This window comes from Extensimonas vulgaris, from assembly GCF_003337425.1.
Classification (GTDB): Bacteria; Pseudomonadota; Gammaproteobacteria; order Burkholderiales; family Burkholderiaceae_C; genus Extensimonas; species Extensimonas vulgaris.
In genome coordinates this window covers 323,098-342,914 of the sequence record NZ_QPJU01000003.1, presented here as the reverse complement: position 1 = coordinate 342,914, position 19,817 = coordinate 323,098, and the positions used below count along the sequence as shown (strand labels likewise).

The following is a 19,817-nucleotide window of genomic DNA, read 5'->3' as shown; positions in this document are numbered from 1 at the left end:
GCGTTGTCGGCGTTCTGGCGCACCGTGGCGCCCACCTCTTCCATCGAAGCGGCGGTTTCTTCGAGCGCGCTGGCCTGGCTTTCGGTGCGCGCCGACAGGTCGCTGTTGCCCGAGGCAATCTGTGCGCTCGCCGCCGCGACGTTCTCGGCGTTTTGGCGCACATGGGCGACCACCTTGCGCAAAGACTCCTGCATACCCGCCAGCGTGCGCAAAAGCTGACTCACCTCGTCTTTGCCTTGGATGCGGATGGCATAGGTCAGGTCGCCTTGCGCCACGGCATTGGCAGCGTTCATGGCTTGGGAGAGCGCGCGCGTGATGCCGCGCACCAGCGTCATTCCGACCACGATCGCCAAACCCAGTCCCACGATGGTCAGTGCCACAGTGACTGCACGCAAAACCTCGTGACGCGCCACCCCCGCATCGTATTCGCGCTTGGCTTCTCTGAGCTGCAATTGCCCCAACGCCTTGACATCTGCGGCCACTTGGTCATAGAGCGGCGTCACTTTCTGCACCAAAATTTGATTGGCGTCGCCAAAGCTGCTGGCCCGCAGCGCTGCCACGGCGGGCTTGAACCCTTCATTCACCAGCCTCGCACGGTCATCGGCCAGCTTCTTGGCCAGCTGCGCTTCTTCGGGCGTAAGCCGTGTTGCCATAAAAGCCGCCCAAAGCTTGTCATTCGCCGCAATGTTGGCATCCACGAGCTCCGTGTTCTTGCGAATGATCTCTGGCGAGAGGTCGACTTGCGCGGCGACCAGGGCTAGGCGGCTGCTGAGAAAGAGTCGCTCCATGTCCGTGAGCTGCCCCAAGGCCACGGTACGGTCTTCATAGACCGTTTTGAGTGCCGCATTGGACTGGCTGGCTCCAAACAGCCCCATACCGCCGATGAGCAGCACCACAGCAGAAAGCACCGCTACCAACAAAGTCAGCCGGGTCGAGATTTTTAAATGGTTCATGGCAGTCGATGAAGAGCTCAAAGAAATGAACGCCTGCCAGAAAACTCTTGCAAGCGGGGTTATTGGAAGACCAATTGTGTCGAAATGTCAACAAAACTTAAACCAAGGGATTGCCCCAATGGTTTAAACCCAGATTGTTCATTAAGACACGGGCCGATGACGAGGCGGCTGGTGAGGCAGTTTGGTTGCGGGTGAGGAGTTCGTGGTGCTGCCACGAACGACGCAGCGGCGGCCAAAATGACCGTCAGACGTCCTCCAGCGCCCGCACGCTCCTCAAGAAAGCAAGGCCCGAATGGCAAACAATTCCGTGCGCACCGCTTGCAAATCGGCAAGCTCGCGTACCTTCGCATGTTCCTGGCCTGCCTCGGGCGGGGCCGAAGGAGCGGCATCGGCATCGGCGCAGGCCAGCTCCTCTGCCGCCACAATGCCACGGCCGGCATTGGCAAGCTCTTGCAGGCGATTGCGCGCGCCCTGGATGGTGAAACCCTGCTCATACAGCAGCTCGCGAATGCGGCGAACCATCAGCACCTCGTGGTGCTGGTAATAACGGCGGTTGCCGCGCCGCTTCATGGGTCGCAGTTGGGTGAATTCCTGCTCCCAATAGCGCAGCACATGGGGCTTCACACCACAGAGCTCGGCGACTTCGCCAATGGAGAAATAGCGCTTGGCAGGGATGGCGGGAAGTGAATTGCCCATGGCTTGGTGATGGATTGCGCGTAGGCGCGTTAGCGTACTGCAGGCAGCGCGGAATTTCACGCATTTTTGACGCCGCGACCGAGCAAAAAAGTCTCGGCAGAGCGATCGCGTGACGCCTTGGGCTTGATGGGCTTGACGATTTTGAAGGTCTGGCGAAAGCGCTGCACCAGTTCCTCGTAGCCGCTGCCGTGAAAGACTTTGGCCACGAGCGCGCCTTCAGCTTGCAGGTGGGTGCTGGCAAATTCGAGTGCGAGCTCGATCAGGTGCGCCACACGCGCCGCGTCGGCCGCGGCGATGCCCGAGAGGTTGGGCGCCATGTCGGAGACGATCACATCGACGCGCCTGCCACCCAGGGCCTGCTCCAGTCGCTGCAGCACCTCAGGCTCGCGAAAATCGCCCTGCAAAAAGGTCACGCCCTCGATCGGCTCCATGGGCAGGATGTCGAGTGCGATGATGCTGGCGTCCTGCGCTTTGCCTGCGGCGCCGCCACAGAGGCGTCGGCGCAGGTATTGGCTCCAGGCGCCGGGCGCGGCGCCCAGATCGACCACCGTCTGTCCAGGGCGGATCAGCCCGAACTGCTCGTCGATCTCTTGGAGCTTGTACGCTGCGCGTGCGCGGTAGCCCTCTTTTTGGGCGCGTTTGACGTAAGGGTCGTTGACGTGGTCTTGGAGCCAGGCCTTGTTGACCTTTTTGCTTTTGGTTTTGATTTTCATGCTGGGGGGTGCGGGGCTTGCGTGCCTGGCTCGATAATACGGCCCATGCCGCAAATTCAATTGACTCCGGCCGAGCGCCGGGAACAACGCGCACTGGCCCACCACCTGGATCCCGTGGTCATGGTCGGGGCCGAGGGCCTCACCGCCGCCGTGAAAAAAGAAGTCGATGCTGCGCTGACGGCCCACGGGCTGATCAAGGTGCGCGTCATGCAAGACGAGCGCGCCGCACGCGAACTCATCTACCAACAGCTCGCCGACGAACTCGATGCCGCACCCGTGCAGCATATCGGCAAATTGCTCGTGCTATGGCGCCCCATCCCGCCCAAAGAGCGCCAACCCAACGAAAAGCGCATGCCCGGCCCGCGGGAGGTCAAGGTGCTCAAATTCAGCCAGCGCGGCGGCCAAAAGCCCGAGGTGCAGCGCCTGCGCGTGCTCGGCAACCAGCGCCTGACGCCAGGCGGAAAGATCAAACGCGCCAAAAAGCGCAAGCCCACGTCGATCAAAAAGCAGCAGGGCTGACCCATCGCCGCCATGCAGCGCCACATCCTGTGCATGAAATGGGGCACCAAGTACGGCCCCGAGTACGTCAATCGCCTCTACGGCATGGTGCGCCGCCATCTTTCGGGCGAATTTCAGTTCAACTGCCTGACCGACGACACGCGCGGCATCCGGCCTGAAGTGCAGTGCTTTCCCATCCCGCCCTTGAATCTGCACTTGGCGCCGGGCCAGCGCGACGGCGCCTGGAAAAAACTCACCACCTTCGAAGCCGATTTGTACGGCCTGCGCGGCACAGCGCTGTTTTTGGATCTGGACGTGGTCGTGGTCGGCAGCCTCGACGACTTTTTCACGCACCCTGGCCAGTTCCTCATCATTCGCGACTACCCGCGCTTTTGGCGTTTTGGCGAGCGCGTCACGGGCAATTCGTCGGTCTATCGCTTCGAGCTCGGCGCGCATGCCGACGTGCTCGCGTATTTTCGCGCGCACATGGACGAGGTGATGGCGCGCTTTCGCAACGAGCAGGACTACCTCTCGGACTTTCTGCACCGCCAGGGCAAGCTCTCGTACTGGCCGGCCGAATGGTGCCCGAGCTTCAAGTACCACTGCATACCGCGCTGGCCCGCGAACCACTGGCGCCCCCCCTTCATCCCCGAAGGCGCGCGCATCGTCATCTTCCACGGTGAGGTGAACCCGCCCGACGCACTGGCCGGCAAACGCAACAAGCGCTTTGCCCACATCGAGCCCGCGCTCTGGGTGCGCGAGGCCTGGCGCGAGTGAGCGCACCGCCCCGCCCACGAAAAACCGCGTTGTTCATCAAAACATAGCACGCTGCCCTCGTGCACCCTGCGCCAGCGCGGCTTTTTGCTTTTTTAGCGCGCGACCCCTGCGCCCACCCCCGCGAGCGGACGCCCCATGAGGCGCGTGAGGATGGCGAGCGGACTGCTGTGCGGATCGGCTTCGCGGCCCGGCGGCAGATACAGGGTCTGCTCCATCATGAACTGGCCGCTCATCACGGCGTGCGTGGCCTGGTCGGAAAAGCACACCCACACGCTGCCGGGCGGAAACGGAATGGTCACCAGCGTGCCGTTCTTCTGGTAGTCCTCGTCGAACTTCATCAGGTCGTGCAGTTGCAGCATGAGGTGGTCGTATTCGCTGCGCAGCGATTTGGTGGCGTGCACGGCGTTGAGCAACCGGGCCTGCCACAGCCGGTAGGGTTTGGCCTGGGGCAAAAACTTGCGCGCAATGGCCTCGAACGAATCGCCCACGCGCCACACGCGTGGCACGCCGTGCGGGTTGACGTTGGTGAACACGCGCAGGATGCGCTCGCCGTATGTGGGCCGGGAGGGGAAGGCATCGACATGCACGCGCTGGTCGTCGGCACGCACCGACTGCGCGCGCACTTCGACCTGCTTGGGCCGAAAGCTCGTGGGCGCCACACGCAGCAAGCCGCGGTAGGCGGGCAGCAGGTCATGGACGAGCTGCAGCGCCTGCGCGCGAAAGCGACCAATCATCGTGGCGAGCGCCTGCTGCTCGGCGGCGCTGCCCGCGGCGTTGTGCAGCACCCCATCGGCCCCGAGGCTCACGTTGCGCTTGCCGGGCTTGAGCATGTCTTCGCGCAACAGGGCTTTTTCTTCAGCGCTGAGTTCAAAGCCCAGGCGCGGAAAGAACAGCACCTTGCCAGCCTCCAGCGCCGCCGTCCATTCGGGGCGCGCTTGCAGACCTTGCCACTGCGTGGCGTCCATTTCGACAATCGGGGAATCCATGGTGTTGCGAGCTCCTCAAAAGCAAGGGCGCAGGCACACTGCCTGGGCCAAGCGGGCCATTGTGCGACCAGGCGTGCCCAGGGGTTTTGCCCTCGGTCAATTGGCACTGAGATGCGGGGCGGGCGACAGGTGGGCGCTGGGTGGCTGGATGTGACCGATGAGAGCGGGCCATCAAGGCGCCTCGGGTTTACGCCCCGCGCGCCACAGCACAGCCCCCGCGCAGAGCCATTGCAGCAGGTACAGCACACTGCCCACGCTGTGCCACAGGCGCAGGTTCTCGCGCGCGACGATGCGCGGCGCGACGGCGTATTCGCCCAGTAGCGCGCACAGCAAGCCAAAAACTATCAATACAATAGCTGTAGGCGCTTGTCCCACCTGCGCTTTGGCCCTTTTTGATACATAAAGCAGTACGATGATCGCGCACACCACCGACACCCAGCTTTGCGCATGAAACAGCTGCGCCGCCATGTTCCCGGCCATGGCCGGCGTGGGCAGGTGCGCAAACAGCAGCGGCACGGCCATGAAGCCGATGGCCGTGAGGCTGCCCCACCACAGCGCCGCCGCGAGCAAGGACACGGGGATCTTCGTCATTGCTCTTACTGGTATTTGACAGCGATGATCTCGTAGCGGCGGATGCCGCCGGGCGCCTGCACCTCGGCGCTGTCGCCCTCTTCCTTGCCGATCAGCGCGCGTGCGATCGGACTGCTGATGTTGATCAGGCCCAGCTTCAGGTCGGCCTCGTCCTCACCGACGATCTGGTACGTGACCTGCTCGCCCGTGTCCTCGTCTTCGAGTTCCACCGTGGCGCCGAACACCACCTTGCCGCCCGCGTCCAGCGTCGCTGGGTCTATCACTTGCGCGGCGGCGAGCTTGCCTTCGATTTCCTTGATGCGGCCTTCGATGAAGCCCTGGCGGTCTTTGGCGGCGTCGTATTCGGCGTTTTCACTCAGGTCGCCCTGCGCGCGCGCCTCGGCAATGGCGCTGATGACGTCGGGGCGGTCTTTGGTTTTGAGGCGGTGCAGCTCAGCCTTGAGCTTTTCGGCGCCGCGCTTGGTGATCGGGATGGTGGCCATGGTGGTCTGCGTCTTTTTTCGTGTCGTGCAAAAGCAAACCGCCGAGGCGGGCCCCGGCGGCAAATGGATGGAGCGATTATGCCGAATCGCTGCGGTGGCGTTAAGCCCCGGTTTTCCCCGATGGCGAGAGCAGCTGCGCGTGCATCTCCTGCAGCGAGATCACGCCCAGCCGATCCATGAAGCGCATGCCCTCGACGGCAGCCTCGGCGCCGGCGATGGTGGTGATGGTGGGCACGCGCGCCTGCAGTGCGCCGGTGCGTATGGCCCGGCTGTCGGCGATGGCGTTGCGGCGCTCTTCCACAGTGTTGATGACCAGCGCGATCTGCCCGCTCTTGAGCATGTCCACCACATGCGGGCGACCTTCGGTGACCTTGTTGACCACTTCGCAGGGCACGCCGGCGGCGGTAATCGCCTGCGCCGTGCCGCGCGTGGCCACGAGCGCAAAGCCCATGGCGTGCAGTGCGCGTGCGATCTGCACGGCCTGGGGCTTGTCGGCGTTCTTCACCGTGAGGAAGACCTTGCCGCTGGGCGTGCCGTCGGCCTTGAGCGGGCGCGGCAGGCGCTCGCCCGCGCCCATCTGCGCCTTGATGTAGGCCTCGCCAAAGGTCTTGCCCACGCCCATGACTTCGCCGGTGGATTTCATCTCGGGGCCAAGGATGGTATCGACGCCGGGGAACTTGACGAAGGGGAACACCGCCTCCTTGACGCTGAAGTACGGCGGCACCACTTCGCGCGTCACGCCCTGCGCAGCCAGCGGGCACCCCGCCATGCAGCGCGCCGCCACCTTGGCGAGCTGTATGCCCGTGGCCTTGCTCACGAAAGGCACGGTGCGGCTCGCGCGCGGGTTGACTTCGAGCACGTAGATCACGTCCTGCTTGCCGCCGCCTTCCTGCGGCACCTCCTGGATCGCGAACTGCACGTTCATGAGGCCCACCACGTTCAGCCCGTGGGCCATGGCCGCGGTCTGGCGCTTGAGCTCGTCGATGGTGGACTGCTTGAGGTAGTACGGCGGCAGCGAACAGGCCGAGTCGCCGCTGTGCACGCCGGCCTGCTCGATGTGTTCCATCACGCCACCGATCAGCACCTGGCCGGTGGCGTCGCGCACGGCATCGACATCGCATTCGATGGCGTCGCTCAGAAAGCGATCCAGCAGCACCGGAGAGTCGTTGCTGACCTTGACGGCCTCGCGCATGTAGCGCTCGAGGTCGCGCTGCTCGTGCACGATTTCCATCGCGCGACCACCCAGCACGTAGCTCGGGCGCACCACCAGCGGGTAGCCCAGCGCCTGGGCTTTTTCGAGCGCCTCGGCCTCGGTGCGCGCGGTGGCGTTGGGCGGCTGGCGCAGGCCCAGCGTGTGCAAGAGCTGCTGAAAGCGCTCGCGGTCTTCGGCGGCGTCGATCATGTCGGGCGTGGTGCCGATGATGGGCACGCCCTCGGCCTCCAGACCGAGGGCGAGTTTGAGCGGCGTCTGCCCGCCGTACTGCACGATCACGCCGGTGGGCTTTTCCTTGTCGACGATCTCGAGCACGTCTTCGAGCGTGAGCGGCTCGAAATACAGCCGGTCGCTGGTGTCGTAGTCGGTCGAGACGGTTTCGGGGTTGCAGTTGACCATGATGGTTTCGTAACCATCCTCGCGCATGGCCAGCGCCGCATGCACGCAGCAGTAGTCGAACTCTATGCCCTGGCCGATGCGGTTGGGCCCGCCGCCCAGCACCATGATTTTTTGGCGCGTGCTCGGCTCGGCCTCGCATTCGTCCTCGTAGGTCGAATACATGTAGGCGGTGTTGGTGGCAAATTCGGCGGCGCAGGTGTCCACGCGCTTGAATACCGGACGCACGCCCAGCGCGCGGCGGTGCGCACGCACGGCTTGCTCGCTGGTTTTCAGCAGCTTGGCCAGGCGCCGGTCGGAAAAGCCTTTTTTCTTGAGCAGCAGCAGCTCTTGTTTCGAGAGCGCTTCGAGCGCGGCGGCGCCGTGCGTGGCGGTGTGCTGGTCGAGGTCGAGTTCGATCTTGACGATCTCCTCGATCTGCACCAGAAACCACTTGTCGATTTTCGTGAGCTGGTGCACCTCGTCCAGCGACCAGCCCGCAGCAAAGGCGTCGCCCACGTACCAGATGCGCTCGGGGCCGGGCTCGCCGAGCTCTTTTTCGAGCACTTCGCGGTCTTGCGTTTTTTCGTTCATGCCATCGACGCCGACTTCGAGCCCGCGCAGCGCCTTCTGGAACGACTCCTGGAACGTGCGCCCGATGGCCATGACCTCGCCCACGCTCTTCATCTGCGTGGTCAGGCGGTTGTCGGCGGTGGGGAATTTTTCGAACGCAAAGCGCGGAATCTTGGTGACCACGTAGTCGATCGTGGGCTCGAAGCTCGCGGGCGTGGCGCCGCCGGTGATTTCGTTGCGCAGCTCGTCGAGCGTGTAGCCCACGGCGAGCTTGGCCGCGACCTTGGCGATCGGAAAGCCCGTGGCCTTGGACGCGAGCGCCGACGAGCGCGACACGCGCGGGTTCATCTCGATGACGATCATGCGCCCGTCTTTGGGGTTGACGGCGAACTGCACGTTCGAGCCGCCGGTATCGACACCGATCTCGCGCAGCACGGCCAGGCTCGCGTCGCGCAGAATCTGGTATTCCTTGTCGGTCAGCGTCTGCGCGGGCGCGACGGTGATCGAGTCGCCCGTGTGCACGCCCATGGGGTCGAGGTTTTCGATCGAGCACACGATGATGCAGTTGTCGGCCTTGTCGCGCACCACCTCCATCTCGTACTCTTTCCAGCCCACGAGCGACTCTTCGATCAGCAGCTCGCTGGTGGGCGAGGCTTCGAGGCCGCGCTTGCAGATGGTCTCGAACTCCTCGGGGTTGTAGGCGATGCCGCCGCCCGTGCCGCCGAGCGTGAAGCTCGGGCGGATCACCGTCGGAAAGCCCACGTGCTTTTGCACCTCCCAGGCTTCGGCCATGCTGTGCGCAATGCCGCTTTTGGCCGAGCCCAGGCCGATGCGCGTCATGGCCTCCTTGAACTTGAGGCGGTCTTCGGCCTTGTCTATGGCCTCGGGCGTGGCGCCGATCAGCTCCACCTGGTACTTGGCAAGCACGCCGTTGCGCCACAGGTCGAGCGCGCAGTTGAGCGCGGTCTGCCCGCCCATGGTGGGCAGGATGGCAAAGCCGCCGGGGTGCTGCGGGCGCTCCTTGGCGATGATTTTCTCGACGGTCTGCCAGGTGATGGGCTCGATGTAGGTGACGTCGGCCGTGGCCGGGTCGGTCATGATCGTCGCGGGGTTGCTGTTGATCAGGATGACCTTGTAGCCCTCTTCGCGCAGCGCCTTGCAGGCCTGTACGCCCGAGTAATCGAACTCGCACGCCTGCCCGATGACGATGGGGCCGGCGCCGATGATGAGGACGGTCTGGATGTCGCTGCGCTTAGGCATTTTGGGGGTTCTCCATCAGCGCCGTGAAGCGGTCGAACAGATAGGCAATGTCGTGCGGGCCGGGCGAGGCCTCGGGGTGGCCCTGAAAGCAGAACGCGGGCTTGTCGGTGCGCGCGAGCCCTTGCAGCGTGCCGTCGAACAGGCTCACGTGCGTGGCGCGCAGATTCGCGGGCAGCGAGGCTTCATCGACGGCAAAGCCGTGGTTCTGGCTCGTGATCGAGACGCGGCCCGTGTCCAGGTCTTTCACGGGGTGGTTGGCGCCGTGGTGGCCGAACTTCATCTTGAAGGTCTTGGCGCCGCTGGCCAGCGCCATGATCTGGTGCCCCAGGCAAATGCCGAAGGTGGGGATGCCCGCATCGATCAGCGTGCGCGCGGCGGCGATGGCGTAGTCGCAGGGCTCGGGGTCACCCGGGCCGTTGGACAGAAAGACGCCGTCGGGGCGCAGCGCCAGCACCTCGGCCGCGGGCGTCTGCGCGGGCACCACGGTGAGCTTGCAGCCGCGCGCGGCGAGCATGCGCAGGATGTTCTTCTTCACGCCGAAGTCGTAGGCCACGACGCGAAAGCGCGGCGCGGTCTGCTCTCCATACCCGGTGCCGAGCTGCCACTCGGTCTGCGTCCAGGCGTAGGGCGTGCGTGTGCTGACCACCTTGGCCAAATCCAGCCCCACCATGCGCGGCGCACCCTGCGCAAGGGCGATGGCCTGCGCAGCGGCTTGGTCGAGCGCGGCCTGCGTGACCGGCTGGCCCGGCGCCAGCGCGACGATGGCGCCGTTTTGCGCGCCGCCGGTGCGCAGCAGGCGTGTGAGGCGGCGCGTGTCCAGCCCCGCAATGGCCACGGTGCGTTCTTGCACGAGGTAGTCCGAGAGGGTCTGCGTGCAGCGGAAGTTGCTCGCAAGCAGCGGCAGGTCTTTGATGATCAGGCCCGCGGCGTGGACTTTGTCGGCCTCGACGTCCTCGGGGTTGACGCCGTAGTTGCCGATGTGCGGGTACGTGAGCGTCACGATCTGCTGGCAGTAGCTCGGGTCGGTGAGGATTTCCTGGTAGCCGGTCATGGCGGTGTTGAACACCACCTCGCCGACCGTGGTGCCCGTGGCACCTATCGAGTGACCTGCAAAGACCGTGCCGTCTGCGAGCGCCAGGATGGCGGGCGGGAAGCTTGCCTTGAGAGACGAAAGCACTGGGGACTCCGAAACGAATGGCGGCCGCCCAGGCCCGCAGGCTGCGCCGGGCAAGGCAGGGCACCGACGTGCATAGCCTGGCTGCGCGTGACTGCTCTCAAAAAAGTAGTAGCTTTGGATGCTGGGACGGCGCTTATGCGAGAAAAGCCGCCCATTATATCCGCGCCCTGCGGCGGGCCAGGGCTATTTGCTGCGGTGCAGCAAGGGCATGGCGTGCCCTTGCACCGCACTCGCATGCAGGCAGATCGCCGCGGCCGCAGCGACGTTGAGCGACTCTTCCCCGCCCGGCTGTGCGATGCGGATGCGCTGCGCGGCGCGCGCTTCGAGCGCGGGGCTGACGCCCTGCCCTTCGTGTCCGAGCACCCAGGCGCAGGGCCATGGCAGCTTGGCCTCATGCAGAAAATCGCCCGCGTGCGAGCTCGTGACAAGCAACGGCAGCGCCAGCGCCTGCACGTCGTCCTGCGCCAGCCCTTCGACCAGGCGCAGGGCAAAGTGCGCGCCCATGCCGGCGCGCAGCACCTTGGGCGACCACAGCGCGGCGCTGCCCTTGAGCGCAAGCACCTGGCCAAAGCCAAAGGCCGCGGCGCTGCGCAAGATCGAGCCCACGTTGCCCGCGTCCTGCACGCGGTCGAGCACCACGGTGGCGACGCCGGCCTGCAAGTCCGCGGCGGGCGGAAGATCGAGCACATAGCCCATGCGCGCAGGCGATTCGAGCGCGCTCACGGCCGCGAAAAGCGCGTCCGAAAGCACTACTACTTTATGAGCTGCTTGCGCCCATTCCACGGGCGCCAAAGGCCAAAAAGACTCTGAAAAAACGGCCACCGCCGGGCGCCAGCCGCGCGCCAGCGCCGCACGGCACAGATGGTCGCCCTCGACCCAGACCTGGCCCTGGCTGCGGTAAGCCGTGCTGTCCTGCGCGAGGCGACGCAGCGCCTTCACGAAGGCGTTGTCGCGCGAATGGATGTGCGTAATGGCGGCGTCTTTGCCGGCAGACCTTGGCGCGGCCTTGGGTGCAGGCAGATCGCCCGGCGGCCGCGGCCGTTTTTCCGTGCTCATGGCGCGCGCTCCAGCAGCTGCGCGACGGGCGCAAAGCTGCGTCGGTGGTGCTCGCAAGGCCCATGCGCGCGCAGGGCCGCGAGGTGCGCGGCGGTGCCATAGCCCTTGTGTGCAGCAAAACCGTATTGCGGGTAATCCTTGTCAATCTGCGCGCACCACTGGTCGCGCTGCACCTTGGCCAGAATCGACGCGGCCGAAATCGCCGGCACCAGCGCATCGCCCGCGACGATGGCCTGCGCGGGCATGTCGAGCACGGGCAGGCGGTTGCCATCGACGAGCGTGAGCCGCGGCTTGAGCCGCAGGCCCTGCACCGCGCGCGCCATGGCGAGCAGCGTGGCCTGCAGGATGTTGAGGCGGTCGATCTCTTCGACGCTGGCCTCGGCGATGCTGCAGCACAGCGCCTTGGCGCGGATCTCGTCGTAGAGTGCCAGGCGCCGCTTGGAGCTGAGTTTTTTGGAGTCGGCCAGGCCCGCGATGGGGCGCAGCTCGTCGAGGATCACGGCAGCCGCGACCACGGGGCCGGCGAGCGGGCCGCGTCCGGCCTCATCAACGCCCGCGACCAGCGCCGCGCCGTGCGGAAGGTGCAATCGGTCGAACAGCGCGGCCTGCTCAGCGGACAAGGATTTTTTCGATCGCATCGGCGGCGAGTTGCGGGGTGTTGCGTTGCAGGCTCTGGTGCAGGGCGTCGAAGCGCTGCACGAGCGCGTGGATGGTGTCCGGCGCCTGCGTGCGCGCGTCGAACCACTGCAGCGTCGCCGCGGCGAGCGCCTGCGGCGTGGCGGCGTCCTGCAGCAGTTCGGGCACGACGAAGTCGCGGCACAGGATGTTGGGCAGGCCCACCCAGGGCTGCAGCTGTTTGCGCCGCATGAGGCGCCAGCTCAGCGGGTGCATGCGGTAGGCGATCACCATGGGGCGCTTGAACAGCGCCGCCTCCAGCGTGGCCGTGCCACTCGCGATCAGCGTCACGTCGCAGGCCGCGAGCACCTCGTGCGAGCGCCCCTCGACCACCTGCACCACGGCGCCCAGGCCGCGCGCCTCGAGCTGCTGCACGATGCGCGCGCGCAATGCAGGCAGCGCCGGAACAATCATTTTGATAGCATGCTGCGCTTGATGGATCAGCGCTGCAGCGTCAAAGAAGGCTGGAGCGAGGTAGTGCACCTCGGCCCTGCGGCTGCCCGGCAACAGCGCCAGCACGGGCGCATCCTGGGATAAGCCGAGCGCGCGGCGCGCCGCTGCCTGGTCGGGCACGCGCGGGATCACGTTCGCGAGCGGATGGCCCACGTAGGTCGCGGCGATGCCATGCTGCGCGAGCAGCGCGGGCTCGAACGGAAACAGGCACAGCACGTGCTCAGCGCTGCGGCGGATTTTTTCCACGCGCTCGGGCCGCCAGGCCCAGATCGAAGGGCACACGAAATGCACCGTCTTGACGCCTGCGGCGCGCAAATCGGCCTCGAGCCCCAGGTTGAAGTCGGGCGCATCGACGCCGATGAACACGTCGGGGCGCTCACGCAGCAGGCGCGAGCGCAGCGCGCGGCGGATCGCCACGAGGCCCGCGAGCCGGCGCAGCACCTCGAAGCTGTAGCCGTGCACGGCCAGCCGGTCGCTGGGCCACCAGGCGTCAAAGCCGCGCTCGCGCATGCGTGGCCCGCCTATGCCGTGCGCCGCCACCGCGGGCCAGCGTGCCTGCAGCCCCTGCAGCAGCAGGCTCGCGAGCAGATCGCCCGAAGCCTCTCCGGCCACCATGGCCACCCGTGGCGCGGTCATGCGTACCCCATGAAAAGATCGTCAACTCAGAGGCTGAGCGTTTTTCGGCCGCGGCCGAAAGGCGCATCCAAACGCCACCGATCGCGGCGCAAAGCGCAGCCATAGCGCGGGCTATGGCGAGGATTTGCAACGACGAACGGGGGTGTTTGGGTGTGCAAGGCGGCCATGGACGCAAGACTCTCAGGCTCTCTGGGCGCGGCGCACGATGCCGCGGCGCGAGGCGTCAAGGAAGGCCAGCATGCAGGCCACATCCTCGGCCGCTTCGGGGAATTGCGCGGGCAGCTCGGCCATTGCGGCGCGCGCGGCTTCGAGCGTGAGCCCCTGCCGGTACAGCAGGCGGTGCATCTGCTTGATGGCCGCAAGGCGCGGCGCAGAAAAACCGCGTCGGCGCAAGCCCTCGATGTTGAACCCGTGCACCGCGAGCGGGTTGCCATCGACGAGCATGAACGGCGGCACGTCCTGCGAGACATGGCTGCCAAAGCCCACCATGGCGTGCGCGCCGATGTGCACGAACTGGTGCACGCCCGTGAGCCCGCCGACGATGGCCTGCTCGCCGATGTGCACATGGCCCGCGAGCGTGGCGTTGTTCGCGAGGATGGTCTGGTTGCCGACCACGCAGTCGTGCGCGATGTGCACGTAGGCCATGATCCAGTTGTCGTCACCCACGGTGGTCACGCCGCGATCCTGCGCCGTGCCGAGGTTGAAGGTGCAGAACTCGCGGATGGTGTTGCGGTCGCCGATGACGAGCTCGGTCGGCTCGCCCGCGTATTTTTTGTCTTGCGGCACGGCGCCGAGCGAGACGAACTGGAAGATGCGGTTGTCGCGCCCGATGCGCGTGCGCCCTTCGATCACGCAGTGCGCGCCCACACGGGTACCCGCGCCTATGCGCACCTGCGCGCCGATGACGGCATACGGCCCGACCTGCACCGAAGCATCGAGCTCGGCGGCGGGGTCGATCAGCGCAGTGGGGTGGATCAGCGTTCCTGGGACGGTCATCGCACAAAGCTGCCGGTGTGTCACTCGACCTTGCGAATGGTGCACATGATGGCGGCCTCGCAAGCCACTTCCTCGTCTACCACGGACTTGCAGTTGAAGCGATAGATGCCGGCGCGCGTGCGCTCCAGGGCCGAGTGCAGCACCAACTGATCCCCCGGCCCCACGGGGCGCTTGAAGCGTGCACCATCGATGCCCACGAAGTAAAACACCTGGCCATCGCCCAGACGGATGCCCTCGGTCTCGAACGACAACAGCGCACAGGTCTGCGCCATGGCCTCCAGCATGAGCACGCCGGGCATGACCGGGCGCTTGGGGAAGTGCCCGGCGAAAAACGGCTCGTTGATGGTCACGTTCTTGATGGCCCGCAGCGTCTTGGCCTGCAGGTCGATGTCGAGCACACGATCGACGAGCAAAAACGGGTAGCGATGGGGCAATAGTTGGAGGATTTGGTGAATGTCCATCATCGGGGGTCGTCTTTGGATTCTTGCAATGCGCGCTCCAGCGCTTTGACGCGCTCGCGCAGCTTGTAGAGCTGCTTGAGCGCAGCGGCGTTCTTTTCCCAGCGCGCATTGTCGTCTATGGGGAAGATGCCGGTGTATTGCCCCGGCTTGTGCAAAGAATGCGTGACCAGGCTCACCGCAGAAATGTGCACGTTCTCGGCCAGACTCAGATGCCCGAGCACGTTGGCAGCACCGCCAATGGTGCAGTGCGCACCTATGGTCGCACTGCCCGCGACGGCAGAGCAGCCCGCCATCGCGACGTGGCGGCCGATGTGCACGTTGTGGCCGATCTGGATCAGGTTGTCGAGCTTGACGCCGTCTTCGATCACGGTGTCGCGCAGCGCCCCGCGGTCTATGCAGGTGTTGGCGCCGATCTCGACGTCGTCGCCGATGCGCACCGCGCCGAGCTGCTCGATCTTGACCCACGCGCTGCCCTCCTGGGCAAAGCCGAAGCCGTCAGCGCCTATGACCACGCCCGGGTGCAACAAACAGCGCGCGCCGATCACGCAGCGCGCACCCACCGTGACACGGGAAGTCAGCACCGTATGCGCACCTATGCGCGCACCGCGCTCGACCACGCACAAGGGGCCTACCGTGGCCGTGGGATGCACCTCGGCCGAAGGCGCGACCACGGCGCTCGGGTGAATACCCGGCGGCACGGCCGGCTCATGGTGCCGCCGCCAGAGCTGCGTGAGGCGCGCAAAATAAACGTAAGGGTCTGGCGTGACGATGCACGCGCCGCGCGCAAGCGCCTGCGTGCGCAAAGCGGGCGCCACGATGACACAGCCCGCACGCGAAGCGGCCAGCTGCGGCTGCAGGCGCGGCTGGCTCAGGAAGCTGATGTCGCTCGGGCCCGCGTCATCGAGCGGCGCAATGCCGGTGATGACCGATTCGCGCTCCCCGCCCTCCAGCACGCCGCCGAGCGCATCCACGATCTCCCCGAGACGCAGACTCACGCGCCACCCGTGCGCTTATTTGCCGACGGAGGCGTTCAGCGCCTTGATCACCTTGTCGGTGATGTCGTACTTGGGGTTGATATAGACGGCCTCTTGGATGATGAGGTCGTATTTTTCAGTTTCGGCGACTTGTTTGACCACCTTGTTCGCGCGATCGATCACCTGCGCGAGCTCTTCATTCTTGCGCGCGTTCAGGTCTTCCTGAAACTCGCGGCGCTTGCGCTGGAAGTCGCGGTCTTGATCGACGAGCTGGCGCTGGCGTGTCTGGCGCTGGCTCTCGGACATGGTGGGTGCCTCGCGCTCAAATTTTTCGGTCGCGGCTTTCAGGGCGTTGCCTTGGTCGATCAGCTCTTTTTCGCGGCGTGAAAACTCCTGTTCGAGCTTGGCCTGTGCTGCCTTGGCAGTATTGGCCTCACGGAACACACGGTCGGTGTTCACGAAACCGACCTTGAAATCGTCCGCCTGCGCGGGCGCGGTGGCTGCCAACGCACCGAACAACACGGCTGCGCTGAGGCAACGGGAAAGGGTAGTAGAGAGGATTTTCATTAGAACGAGGTACCTATTTGGAATTGCAGTTTCTGGATTCTATCGCCGGCAAATTTATGCACTGGCTGACCAAAGCCCAGGCGCAATGGCCCGAGCGGCGAAATCCAGCTCAAGCCTACACCCACCGAAGCGCGCAGCTGGCTGAACTCAAACTTTTCGCCTTCGCCATAGACATTGCCCGCATCGACGAAGGTGTAAATACGCAAGGTGCGGTCGTTGCCAGCGCCAGGAAATGGCGAAATCATTTCGGCGTTCAGGGTGAGCTTTTTGGTGCCACCGAGCACGGCCCCGGTCACATCACGTGGCCCGAGCGTACCCTGCTCGAAGCCGCGCACCGAGCCCAGGCCACCCGAGTAGAAATTTTTGAACACGGGGAATGGTCGGCCATTGAGTCCCTTGCCCAAACCAAGCTCGCCATTGAAGGCGAGCGTGTAGCGCTTGTTCAGGGGAAGATATTGCTGGTATTGATAGTCGCCCTTGACGTAGCGCGCGTCGGACGCCACCGACCACTCGGATGTAAAGCGCTGATACAAGCCCGACGTCGGCGCAAGCGCACTGTCACGACTGTCGCGCGACCAGCCTATGGTCAGCGGCACGCCCGTGCTCGTAAAACCAAAGCGTGTCGCGTAGTACAGATATGCTGCCGGGATGTTCGTGCCGGACTTGATCTTGGTCTGCTCGAGCCCGCCGCCGAAATACACCGTATCGACTTCGCTGAACGGCACGCCAAAGCGCAAGGAAGCACCGGTCGTGTCTATCTCATAGTCCCCCCCTTGATCCGCATACGGTTTGTCGGAGCGGTAGTAGAGGTCTACCGTGCGCGAAACGCCGTCCTGGGTGAAATAAGGATCGGTGGTACTGAGCACGAACGTGCGGTGGTATTTGCTGGTGTTGACCTCCAAGCCCAGATAGTTGCCTGAACCGAAGACGTTCTCTTGCTTGATGGCAAACGACAGCGTGACCTTTTCCGCACTCGAAAAGCCCGCACCCAGCTGCAGCGAGCCCGTGGGCTTTTCGGTCACGTTGACGACCAGATCGACCTGGTCTGGCGCACCTGGAACCTCTTCGGTTTCGATGTTCACCTCGGTGAAATAACCCAGGCGATCGATGCGGTCGCGCGAGAGCCGGATTTTGTCGCCGTCATACCAAGCAGACTCGAACTGCCGGAATTCGCGGCGGATGACCTCGTCGCGCGTGCGATTGTTGCCCGTGACGTTGATGCGGCGCACATAGGCGCGGCGCGAAGGGTCGGCGCGCAATACCAAAGTGACGCGACCGTTTTCGCGGTCGAGCTCGGGCACGGCTTCCACGCGCGCGAACGCATAACCGTAACGCGCGAAGTTTTCCGTGAACGCCTTGGTGGTTTCGGTCACCTGATCGACGTTGTAAGGCTCACCCGCACGGATCTTGATCAATGCCTTGAATTCATCCTCGCGCCCGAGGTAGTCGCCCTCGAGCTTGACCGACTGCACCACGTAGCGCTCGCCTTCATGGATATTGATGACGATGGAAATGTCTTTTTTGTCGGGCGAAATCGCCACCTGCGTCGATTCGATGCGGAATTCGAGAAAGCCGCGTTGCAAATAATACGAGCGCAGGGATTCGAGGTCGGCGTTGAACTTGGCACGCGAATAGCGGTCGGACTTGGTGTACCAGCTGAGCCAGCCGCCGGTATTGAGGTCGAACAGGTCTTTGAGCGTGGATTCGCTGAATGCTTTGTTGCCGATGATGCGCACCTCTTTGATGCGCGAAGGCTCGCCTTCGATCACGGTAAAGGTGAGGTTGACGCGGTTGCGTTCCACGGGCGTGACCGTGGTGACGACCTCGGCACCATAGAGGCTGCGGTTGATGTATTGGCGTTTGAGCTCCTGCTCGGCACGGTCGGCGAGCGCTTTGTCAAACGGCCGCCCCTCGGCGAGGCCGACTTCGCGCATGCTTTTCTTGAGCGCATCTTTGTCGAACTCGCGCGTGCCTACGAAATCGATCTCGGCGATCGTCGGGCGCTCCTCCACCACGACGACGAGCACGTTGCCCACCGCTTCGAGCCGCACGTCTTTGAACAGCCCCAGCGCATAGAGCGCGCGGATGGCTGCGGCGCCTTTTTCGTCGTTGTATTCGTCACCGACCCGAAAAGGCAAGGAGGCAAAAACCGTCCCGGGCTCCACGCGCTGCAAGCCTTCGACACGAATGTCCTGGACCTTGAAAGGTTCGATGGCCCACGCAGCATGGGCAGCAAAAAAAAGAGCAGCAACGGCCGATGCAGTGCGCACGCCAAGGCGGTGGAAGTGATTTTTCATGAAAGAAAATGCAAGCCGCAGAATCGAAACCCGGAAGGTTCAGCCAAGAAAGCGGGAAATGTCGTTGAACAGGGCGATGGCCATCATCAGCAGCAGCACGGCCATGCCGCCACGCTGCAATGGCTCCAACCAACGCTCAGGCACCGGCCGTCCTGCCACACCCTCCCAAAGATAATACATCAGGTGTCCGCCATCGAGGACGGGGATGGGCAGCAAGTTGAGCACCCCCAGACTCACGCTGATGACCGCCAAAAAGGCCAAGTAAGGCACCAGCCCCAAACTTGCCGAGCGGCCTGCGTAATCGGCGATCGTCAGAGGGCCGCTCAAATTCTTCAGCGAGGCTTCACCGATCAGCATTCGCCCCATCATGCGCAAGGTCAGCAGCGAAACGTCCCAGGTGCGCGCAAACGCCTTGCCAAGCCCCTCCAGCGGGCCGTAGCGCACACGCACGAATTCGGGCGCCGCACCCACGTACGCACCGATGCGTCCGACCACACCCGTGGGCTCTTGGTGGGGCTGTGGCTGTACGCTCAGCAGCAGCGTCGTACCCGCACGGTCTATGCGCCAAGTCTGCGTCTTGGCCTTCCCGTCGCGGACAGATTCGCGGATCAACTCCCGCAATTGCTGCCCGTCGACCACAGGCGTCTCATCGACCTGCAGCACGAGGTCTCCTTCTTGCAGACCTGCGCGCTCGGCCGGGCTGCCGGGCATGATCTCGCCGAGAACGGGGCGCGTCCATGGACCGGTGATGCCGATTTTGCGCAGCAACTGGGCGTCGGCCTCGCGCGTGTCAAACTGCGTCAGGTCGAGCAATACCTCGCGCCGCAGCACGCCGGCCGCGGGCTCGACTTCCAGGCGCACGACAGCCCCCTCGAGCGCCCCTTGGGTCAAAATCCAACGCAGGTCTTCAAACGATCGCACGGGCTCGGGTTCGGCACCGCCCAGCGCCGCCCGCTGCACCAACTCACCCCCCTGCAGACCAGCCGCTTGCGCGATCGTTCCAGGCAAGGGGCTCGCGAGCCGGGCCGCGGGCTCCTGCACGCCTATCCAGTGCACCAGCGCATACAAAAGCACCGCGAGCAGCAGGTTCGCGAGCGGCCCCGCAGCAACGATGGCCGCGCGTGCGCGCAGCGGCTGGGTGTTGAACGCGAGGTGACGTTCATGGGCCGGCACCGGCGCCTCACGCTCGTCGAGCATGCGCACGTAGCCGCCGAGCGGAAAGGCGCCGAGGACGAACTCGGTCTGACTCCCCTTGGGCTGCCAGCGCAGCAAAGGTTTGCCAAAGCCTATCGAAAAGCGCAACACCTTGACACCGCAGGCCACGGCCACGCGGTAGTGACCGTATTCATGTATGGCAATGAGCAAGCCCAGCGCCACAAGAAAAGCAAGCAGTGTCAGCATGGCGCGA

The 19,817-nt window shown here is 64.7% G+C and carries 19 protein-coding genes; 2 read left to right on the top strand and 17 right to left on the bottom strand.

Features of this window, described 5'->3' with window-relative positions:
- The 3 genes from DFR45_RS07185 to DFR45_RS07175 form a co-directional block, all read right to left on the bottom strand.
- Window positions 1-953: methyl-accepting chemotaxis protein (locus DFR45_RS07185; RefSeq protein ID WP_147269957.1), on the bottom strand; the 953-nt coding region annotated here is incomplete at its 3' end.
- A 273-nt stretch (window positions 954-1,226) separates the two neighbouring features.
- Window positions 1,227-1,649, bottom strand: coding sequence for a MerR family transcriptional regulator (locus DFR45_RS07180; RefSeq protein WP_114483009.1), 423 nt, complete (start codon window positions 1,647-1,649; stop codon window positions 1,227-1,229).
- Window positions 1,650-1,705: 56 nt separating this feature from the next.
- Window positions 1,706-2,362 carry an RlmE family RNA methyltransferase gene (locus tag DFR45_RS07175; RefSeq protein WP_114483008.1) on the bottom strand — a complete coding sequence of 219 codons (657 nt, stop codon included), beginning with the start codon at window positions 2,360-2,362 and terminating at the stop codon, window positions 1,706-1,708.
- A 45-nt stretch (window positions 2,363-2,407) separates the two neighbouring features.
- Between DFR45_RS07175 and yhbY the strand changes: the two genes are divergently transcribed.
- Together yhbY and DFR45_RS07165 are read left to right on the top strand one after the other, a co-directional pair.
- Window positions 2,408-2,881, top strand: a complete 474-nt coding sequence (yhbY, locus tag DFR45_RS07170; protein ID WP_114483007.1) for a ribosome assembly RNA-binding protein YhbY — start codon at window positions 2,408-2,410, stop codon at window positions 2,879-2,881.
- A 33-nt stretch (window positions 2,882-2,914) separates the two neighbouring features.
- On the top strand, window positions 2,915-3,637 hold the full coding sequence (locus tag DFR45_RS07165) for a glycosyltransferase (protein WP_114483039.1): 723 nt from the start codon (window positions 2,915-2,917) through the stop codon (window positions 3,635-3,637).
- A gap of 92 nt (window positions 3,638-3,729) precedes the next feature.
- On the opposite strand, the gene kdoO is transcribed toward DFR45_RS07165, so the two are convergent.
- The 14 genes from kdoO to rseP all read right to left on the bottom strand — a co-directional run bounded on the left by kdoO (window position 3,730) and on the right by rseP (window position 19,810).
- A complete protein-coding gene (kdoO, locus tag DFR45_RS07160) occupies window positions 3,730-4,623 on the bottom strand; it encodes a Kdo hydroxylase KdoO (RefSeq protein WP_114483006.1) in 894 nt (297 codons plus the stop codon).
- 171 nt (window positions 4,624-4,794) lie between these two features.
- The gene (locus tag DFR45_RS07155; RefSeq protein ID WP_114483005.1) at window positions 4,795-5,214 is read right to left on the bottom strand and encodes a DUF4149 domain-containing protein; all 420 of its coding nucleotides are present in this window, start codon (window positions 5,212-5,214) and stop codon (window positions 4,795-4,797) included.
- A 5-nt stretch (window positions 5,215-5,219) separates the two neighbouring features.
- Window positions 5,220-5,696 carry a transcription elongation factor GreA gene (gene greA / locus DFR45_RS07150; protein ID WP_114483004.1) on the bottom strand — a complete coding sequence of 159 codons (477 nt, stop codon included), beginning with the start codon at window positions 5,694-5,696 and terminating at the stop codon, window positions 5,220-5,222.
- A gap of 100 nt (window positions 5,697-5,796) precedes the next feature.
- Window positions 5,797-9,117, bottom strand: coding sequence for a carbamoyl-phosphate synthase large subunit (carB, locus tag DFR45_RS07145; RefSeq protein WP_114483003.1), 3,321 nt, complete (start codon window positions 9,115-9,117; stop codon window positions 5,797-5,799).
- Window positions 9,110-10,294: a glutamine-hydrolyzing carbamoyl-phosphate synthase small subunit gene (gene carA, locus DFR45_RS07140; RefSeq protein WP_114483002.1), complete on the bottom strand. Its 1,185-nt coding sequence runs from the start codon at window positions 10,292-10,294 to the stop codon at window positions 9,110-9,112. The genes carB and carA overlap by 8 nt, the downstream gene beginning before the upstream one ends.
- Before the next feature lie 183 nt (window positions 10,295-10,477).
- The gene (locus DFR45_RS07135; RefSeq protein ID WP_114483001.1) at window positions 10,478-11,350 is read right to left on the bottom strand and encodes a TrmH family RNA methyltransferase; all 873 of its coding nucleotides are present in this window, start codon (window positions 11,348-11,350) and stop codon (window positions 10,478-10,480) included.
- Window positions 11,347-11,988: a ribonuclease HII gene (gene rnhB, locus DFR45_RS07130; protein ID WP_114483000.1), complete on the bottom strand. Its 642-nt coding sequence runs from the start codon at window positions 11,986-11,988 to the stop codon at window positions 11,347-11,349. Before rnhB ends, DFR45_RS07135 begins: the two co-directional genes overlap by 4 nt.
- On the bottom strand, window positions 11,960-13,114 hold the full coding sequence (gene lpxB, locus DFR45_RS07125; RefSeq protein ID WP_114482999.1) for a lipid-A-disaccharide synthase: 1,155 nt from the start codon (window positions 13,112-13,114) through the stop codon (window positions 11,960-11,962). The genes rnhB and lpxB overlap by 29 nt, the downstream gene beginning before the upstream one ends.
- Before the next feature lie 180 nt (window positions 13,115-13,294).
- A complete protein-coding gene (gene lpxA, locus DFR45_RS07120) occupies window positions 13,295-14,110 on the bottom strand; it encodes an acyl-ACP--UDP-N-acetylglucosamine O-acyltransferase (RefSeq protein WP_114482998.1) in 816 nt (271 codons plus the stop codon).
- 20 nt (window positions 14,111-14,130) lie between these two features.
- The gene (fabZ, locus tag DFR45_RS07115) at window positions 14,131-14,574 is read right to left on the bottom strand and encodes a 3-hydroxyacyl-ACP dehydratase FabZ (protein WP_114482997.1); all 444 of its coding nucleotides are present in this window, start codon (window positions 14,572-14,574) and stop codon (window positions 14,131-14,133) included.
- On the bottom strand, window positions 14,571-15,566 hold the full coding sequence (gene lpxD / locus DFR45_RS07110; RefSeq protein WP_114482996.1) for a UDP-3-O-(3-hydroxymyristoyl)glucosamine N-acyltransferase: 996 nt from the start codon (window positions 15,564-15,566) through the stop codon (window positions 14,571-14,573). The genes fabZ and lpxD overlap by 4 nt, the downstream gene beginning before the upstream one ends.
- Before the next feature lie 15 nt (window positions 15,567-15,581).
- Window positions 15,582-16,112 carry an OmpH/Skp family outer membrane protein gene (locus DFR45_RS07105; RefSeq protein ID WP_114482995.1) on the bottom strand — a complete coding sequence of 177 codons (531 nt, stop codon included), beginning with the start codon at window positions 16,110-16,112 and terminating at the stop codon, window positions 15,582-15,584.
- Window positions 16,112-18,409 carry an outer membrane protein assembly factor BamA gene (bamA, locus tag DFR45_RS07100; protein ID WP_114482994.1) on the bottom strand — a complete coding sequence of 766 codons (2,298 nt, stop codon included), beginning with the start codon at window positions 18,407-18,409 and terminating at the stop codon, window positions 16,112-16,114. Before bamA ends, DFR45_RS07105 begins: the two co-directional genes overlap by 1 nt.
- Window positions 18,410-18,448: 39 nt before the next feature.
- A complete protein-coding gene (gene rseP, locus DFR45_RS07095; RefSeq protein WP_114483038.1) occupies window positions 18,449-19,810 on the bottom strand; it encodes an RIP metalloprotease RseP in 1,362 nt (453 codons plus the stop codon).
- Window positions 19,811-19,817 lie beyond the last annotated feature (7 nt).

Coding starts and splice junctions, on each gene's coding strand:
- carB (WP_114483003.1), bottom strand. CDS start 9,117: ATGCCTAAGCGCAGCGACATCCAGACCGTCCTCATCATCGGCGCCGGC.
- lpxA (WP_114482998.1), bottom strand. CDS start 14,110: ATGACCGTCCCAGGAACGCTGATCCACCCCACTGCGCTGATCGACCCC.
- rnhB (WP_114483000.1), bottom strand. CDS start 11,988: ATGCGATCGAAAAAATCCTTGTCCGCTGAGCAGGCCGCGCTGTTCGAC.
- DFR45_RS07135 (WP_114483001.1), bottom strand. CDS start 11,350: ATGAGCACGGAAAAACGGCCGCGGCCGCCGGGCGATCTGCCTGCACCC.
- fabZ (WP_114482997.1), bottom strand. CDS start 14,574: ATGATGGACATTCACCAAATCCTCCAACTATTGCCCCATCGCTACCCG.
- bamA (WP_114482994.1), bottom strand. CDS start 18,409: ATGAAAAATCACTTCCACCGCCTTGGCGTGCGCACTGCATCGGCCGTT.
- DFR45_RS07155 (WP_114483005.1), bottom strand. CDS start 5,214: ATGACGAAGATCCCCGTGTCCTTGCTCGCGGCGGCGCTGTGGTGGGGC.
- lpxB (WP_114482999.1), bottom strand. CDS start 13,114: ATGACCGCGCCACGGGTGGCCATGGTGGCCGGAGAGGCTTCGGGCGAT.
- rseP (WP_114483038.1), bottom strand. CDS start 19,810: ATGCTGACACTGCTTGCTTTTCTTGTGGCGCTGGGCTTGCTCATTGCC.
- greA (WP_114483004.1), bottom strand. CDS start 5,696: ATGGCCACCATCCCGATCACCAAGCGCGGCGCCGAAAAGCTCAAGGCT.
- yhbY (WP_114483007.1), top strand. CDS start 2,408: ATGCCGCAAATTCAATTGACTCCGGCCGAGCGCCGGGAACAACGCGCA.
- DFR45_RS07180 (WP_114483009.1), bottom strand. CDS start 1,649: ATGGGCAATTCACTTCCCGCCATCCCTGCCAAGCGCTATTTCTCCATT.
- DFR45_RS07105 (WP_114482995.1), bottom strand. CDS start 16,112: ATGAAAATCCTCTCTACTACCCTTTCCCGTTGCCTCAGCGCAGCCGTG.
- kdoO (WP_114483006.1), bottom strand. CDS start 4,623: ATGGATTCCCCGATTGTCGAAATGGACGCCACGCAGTGGCAAGGTCTG.
- DFR45_RS07165 (WP_114483039.1), top strand. CDS start 2,915: ATGAAATGGGGCACCAAGTACGGCCCCGAGTACGTCAATCGCCTCTAC.
- DFR45_RS07175 (WP_114483008.1), bottom strand. CDS start 2,362: ATGAAAATCAAAACCAAAAGCAAAAAGGTCAACAAGGCCTGGCTCCAA.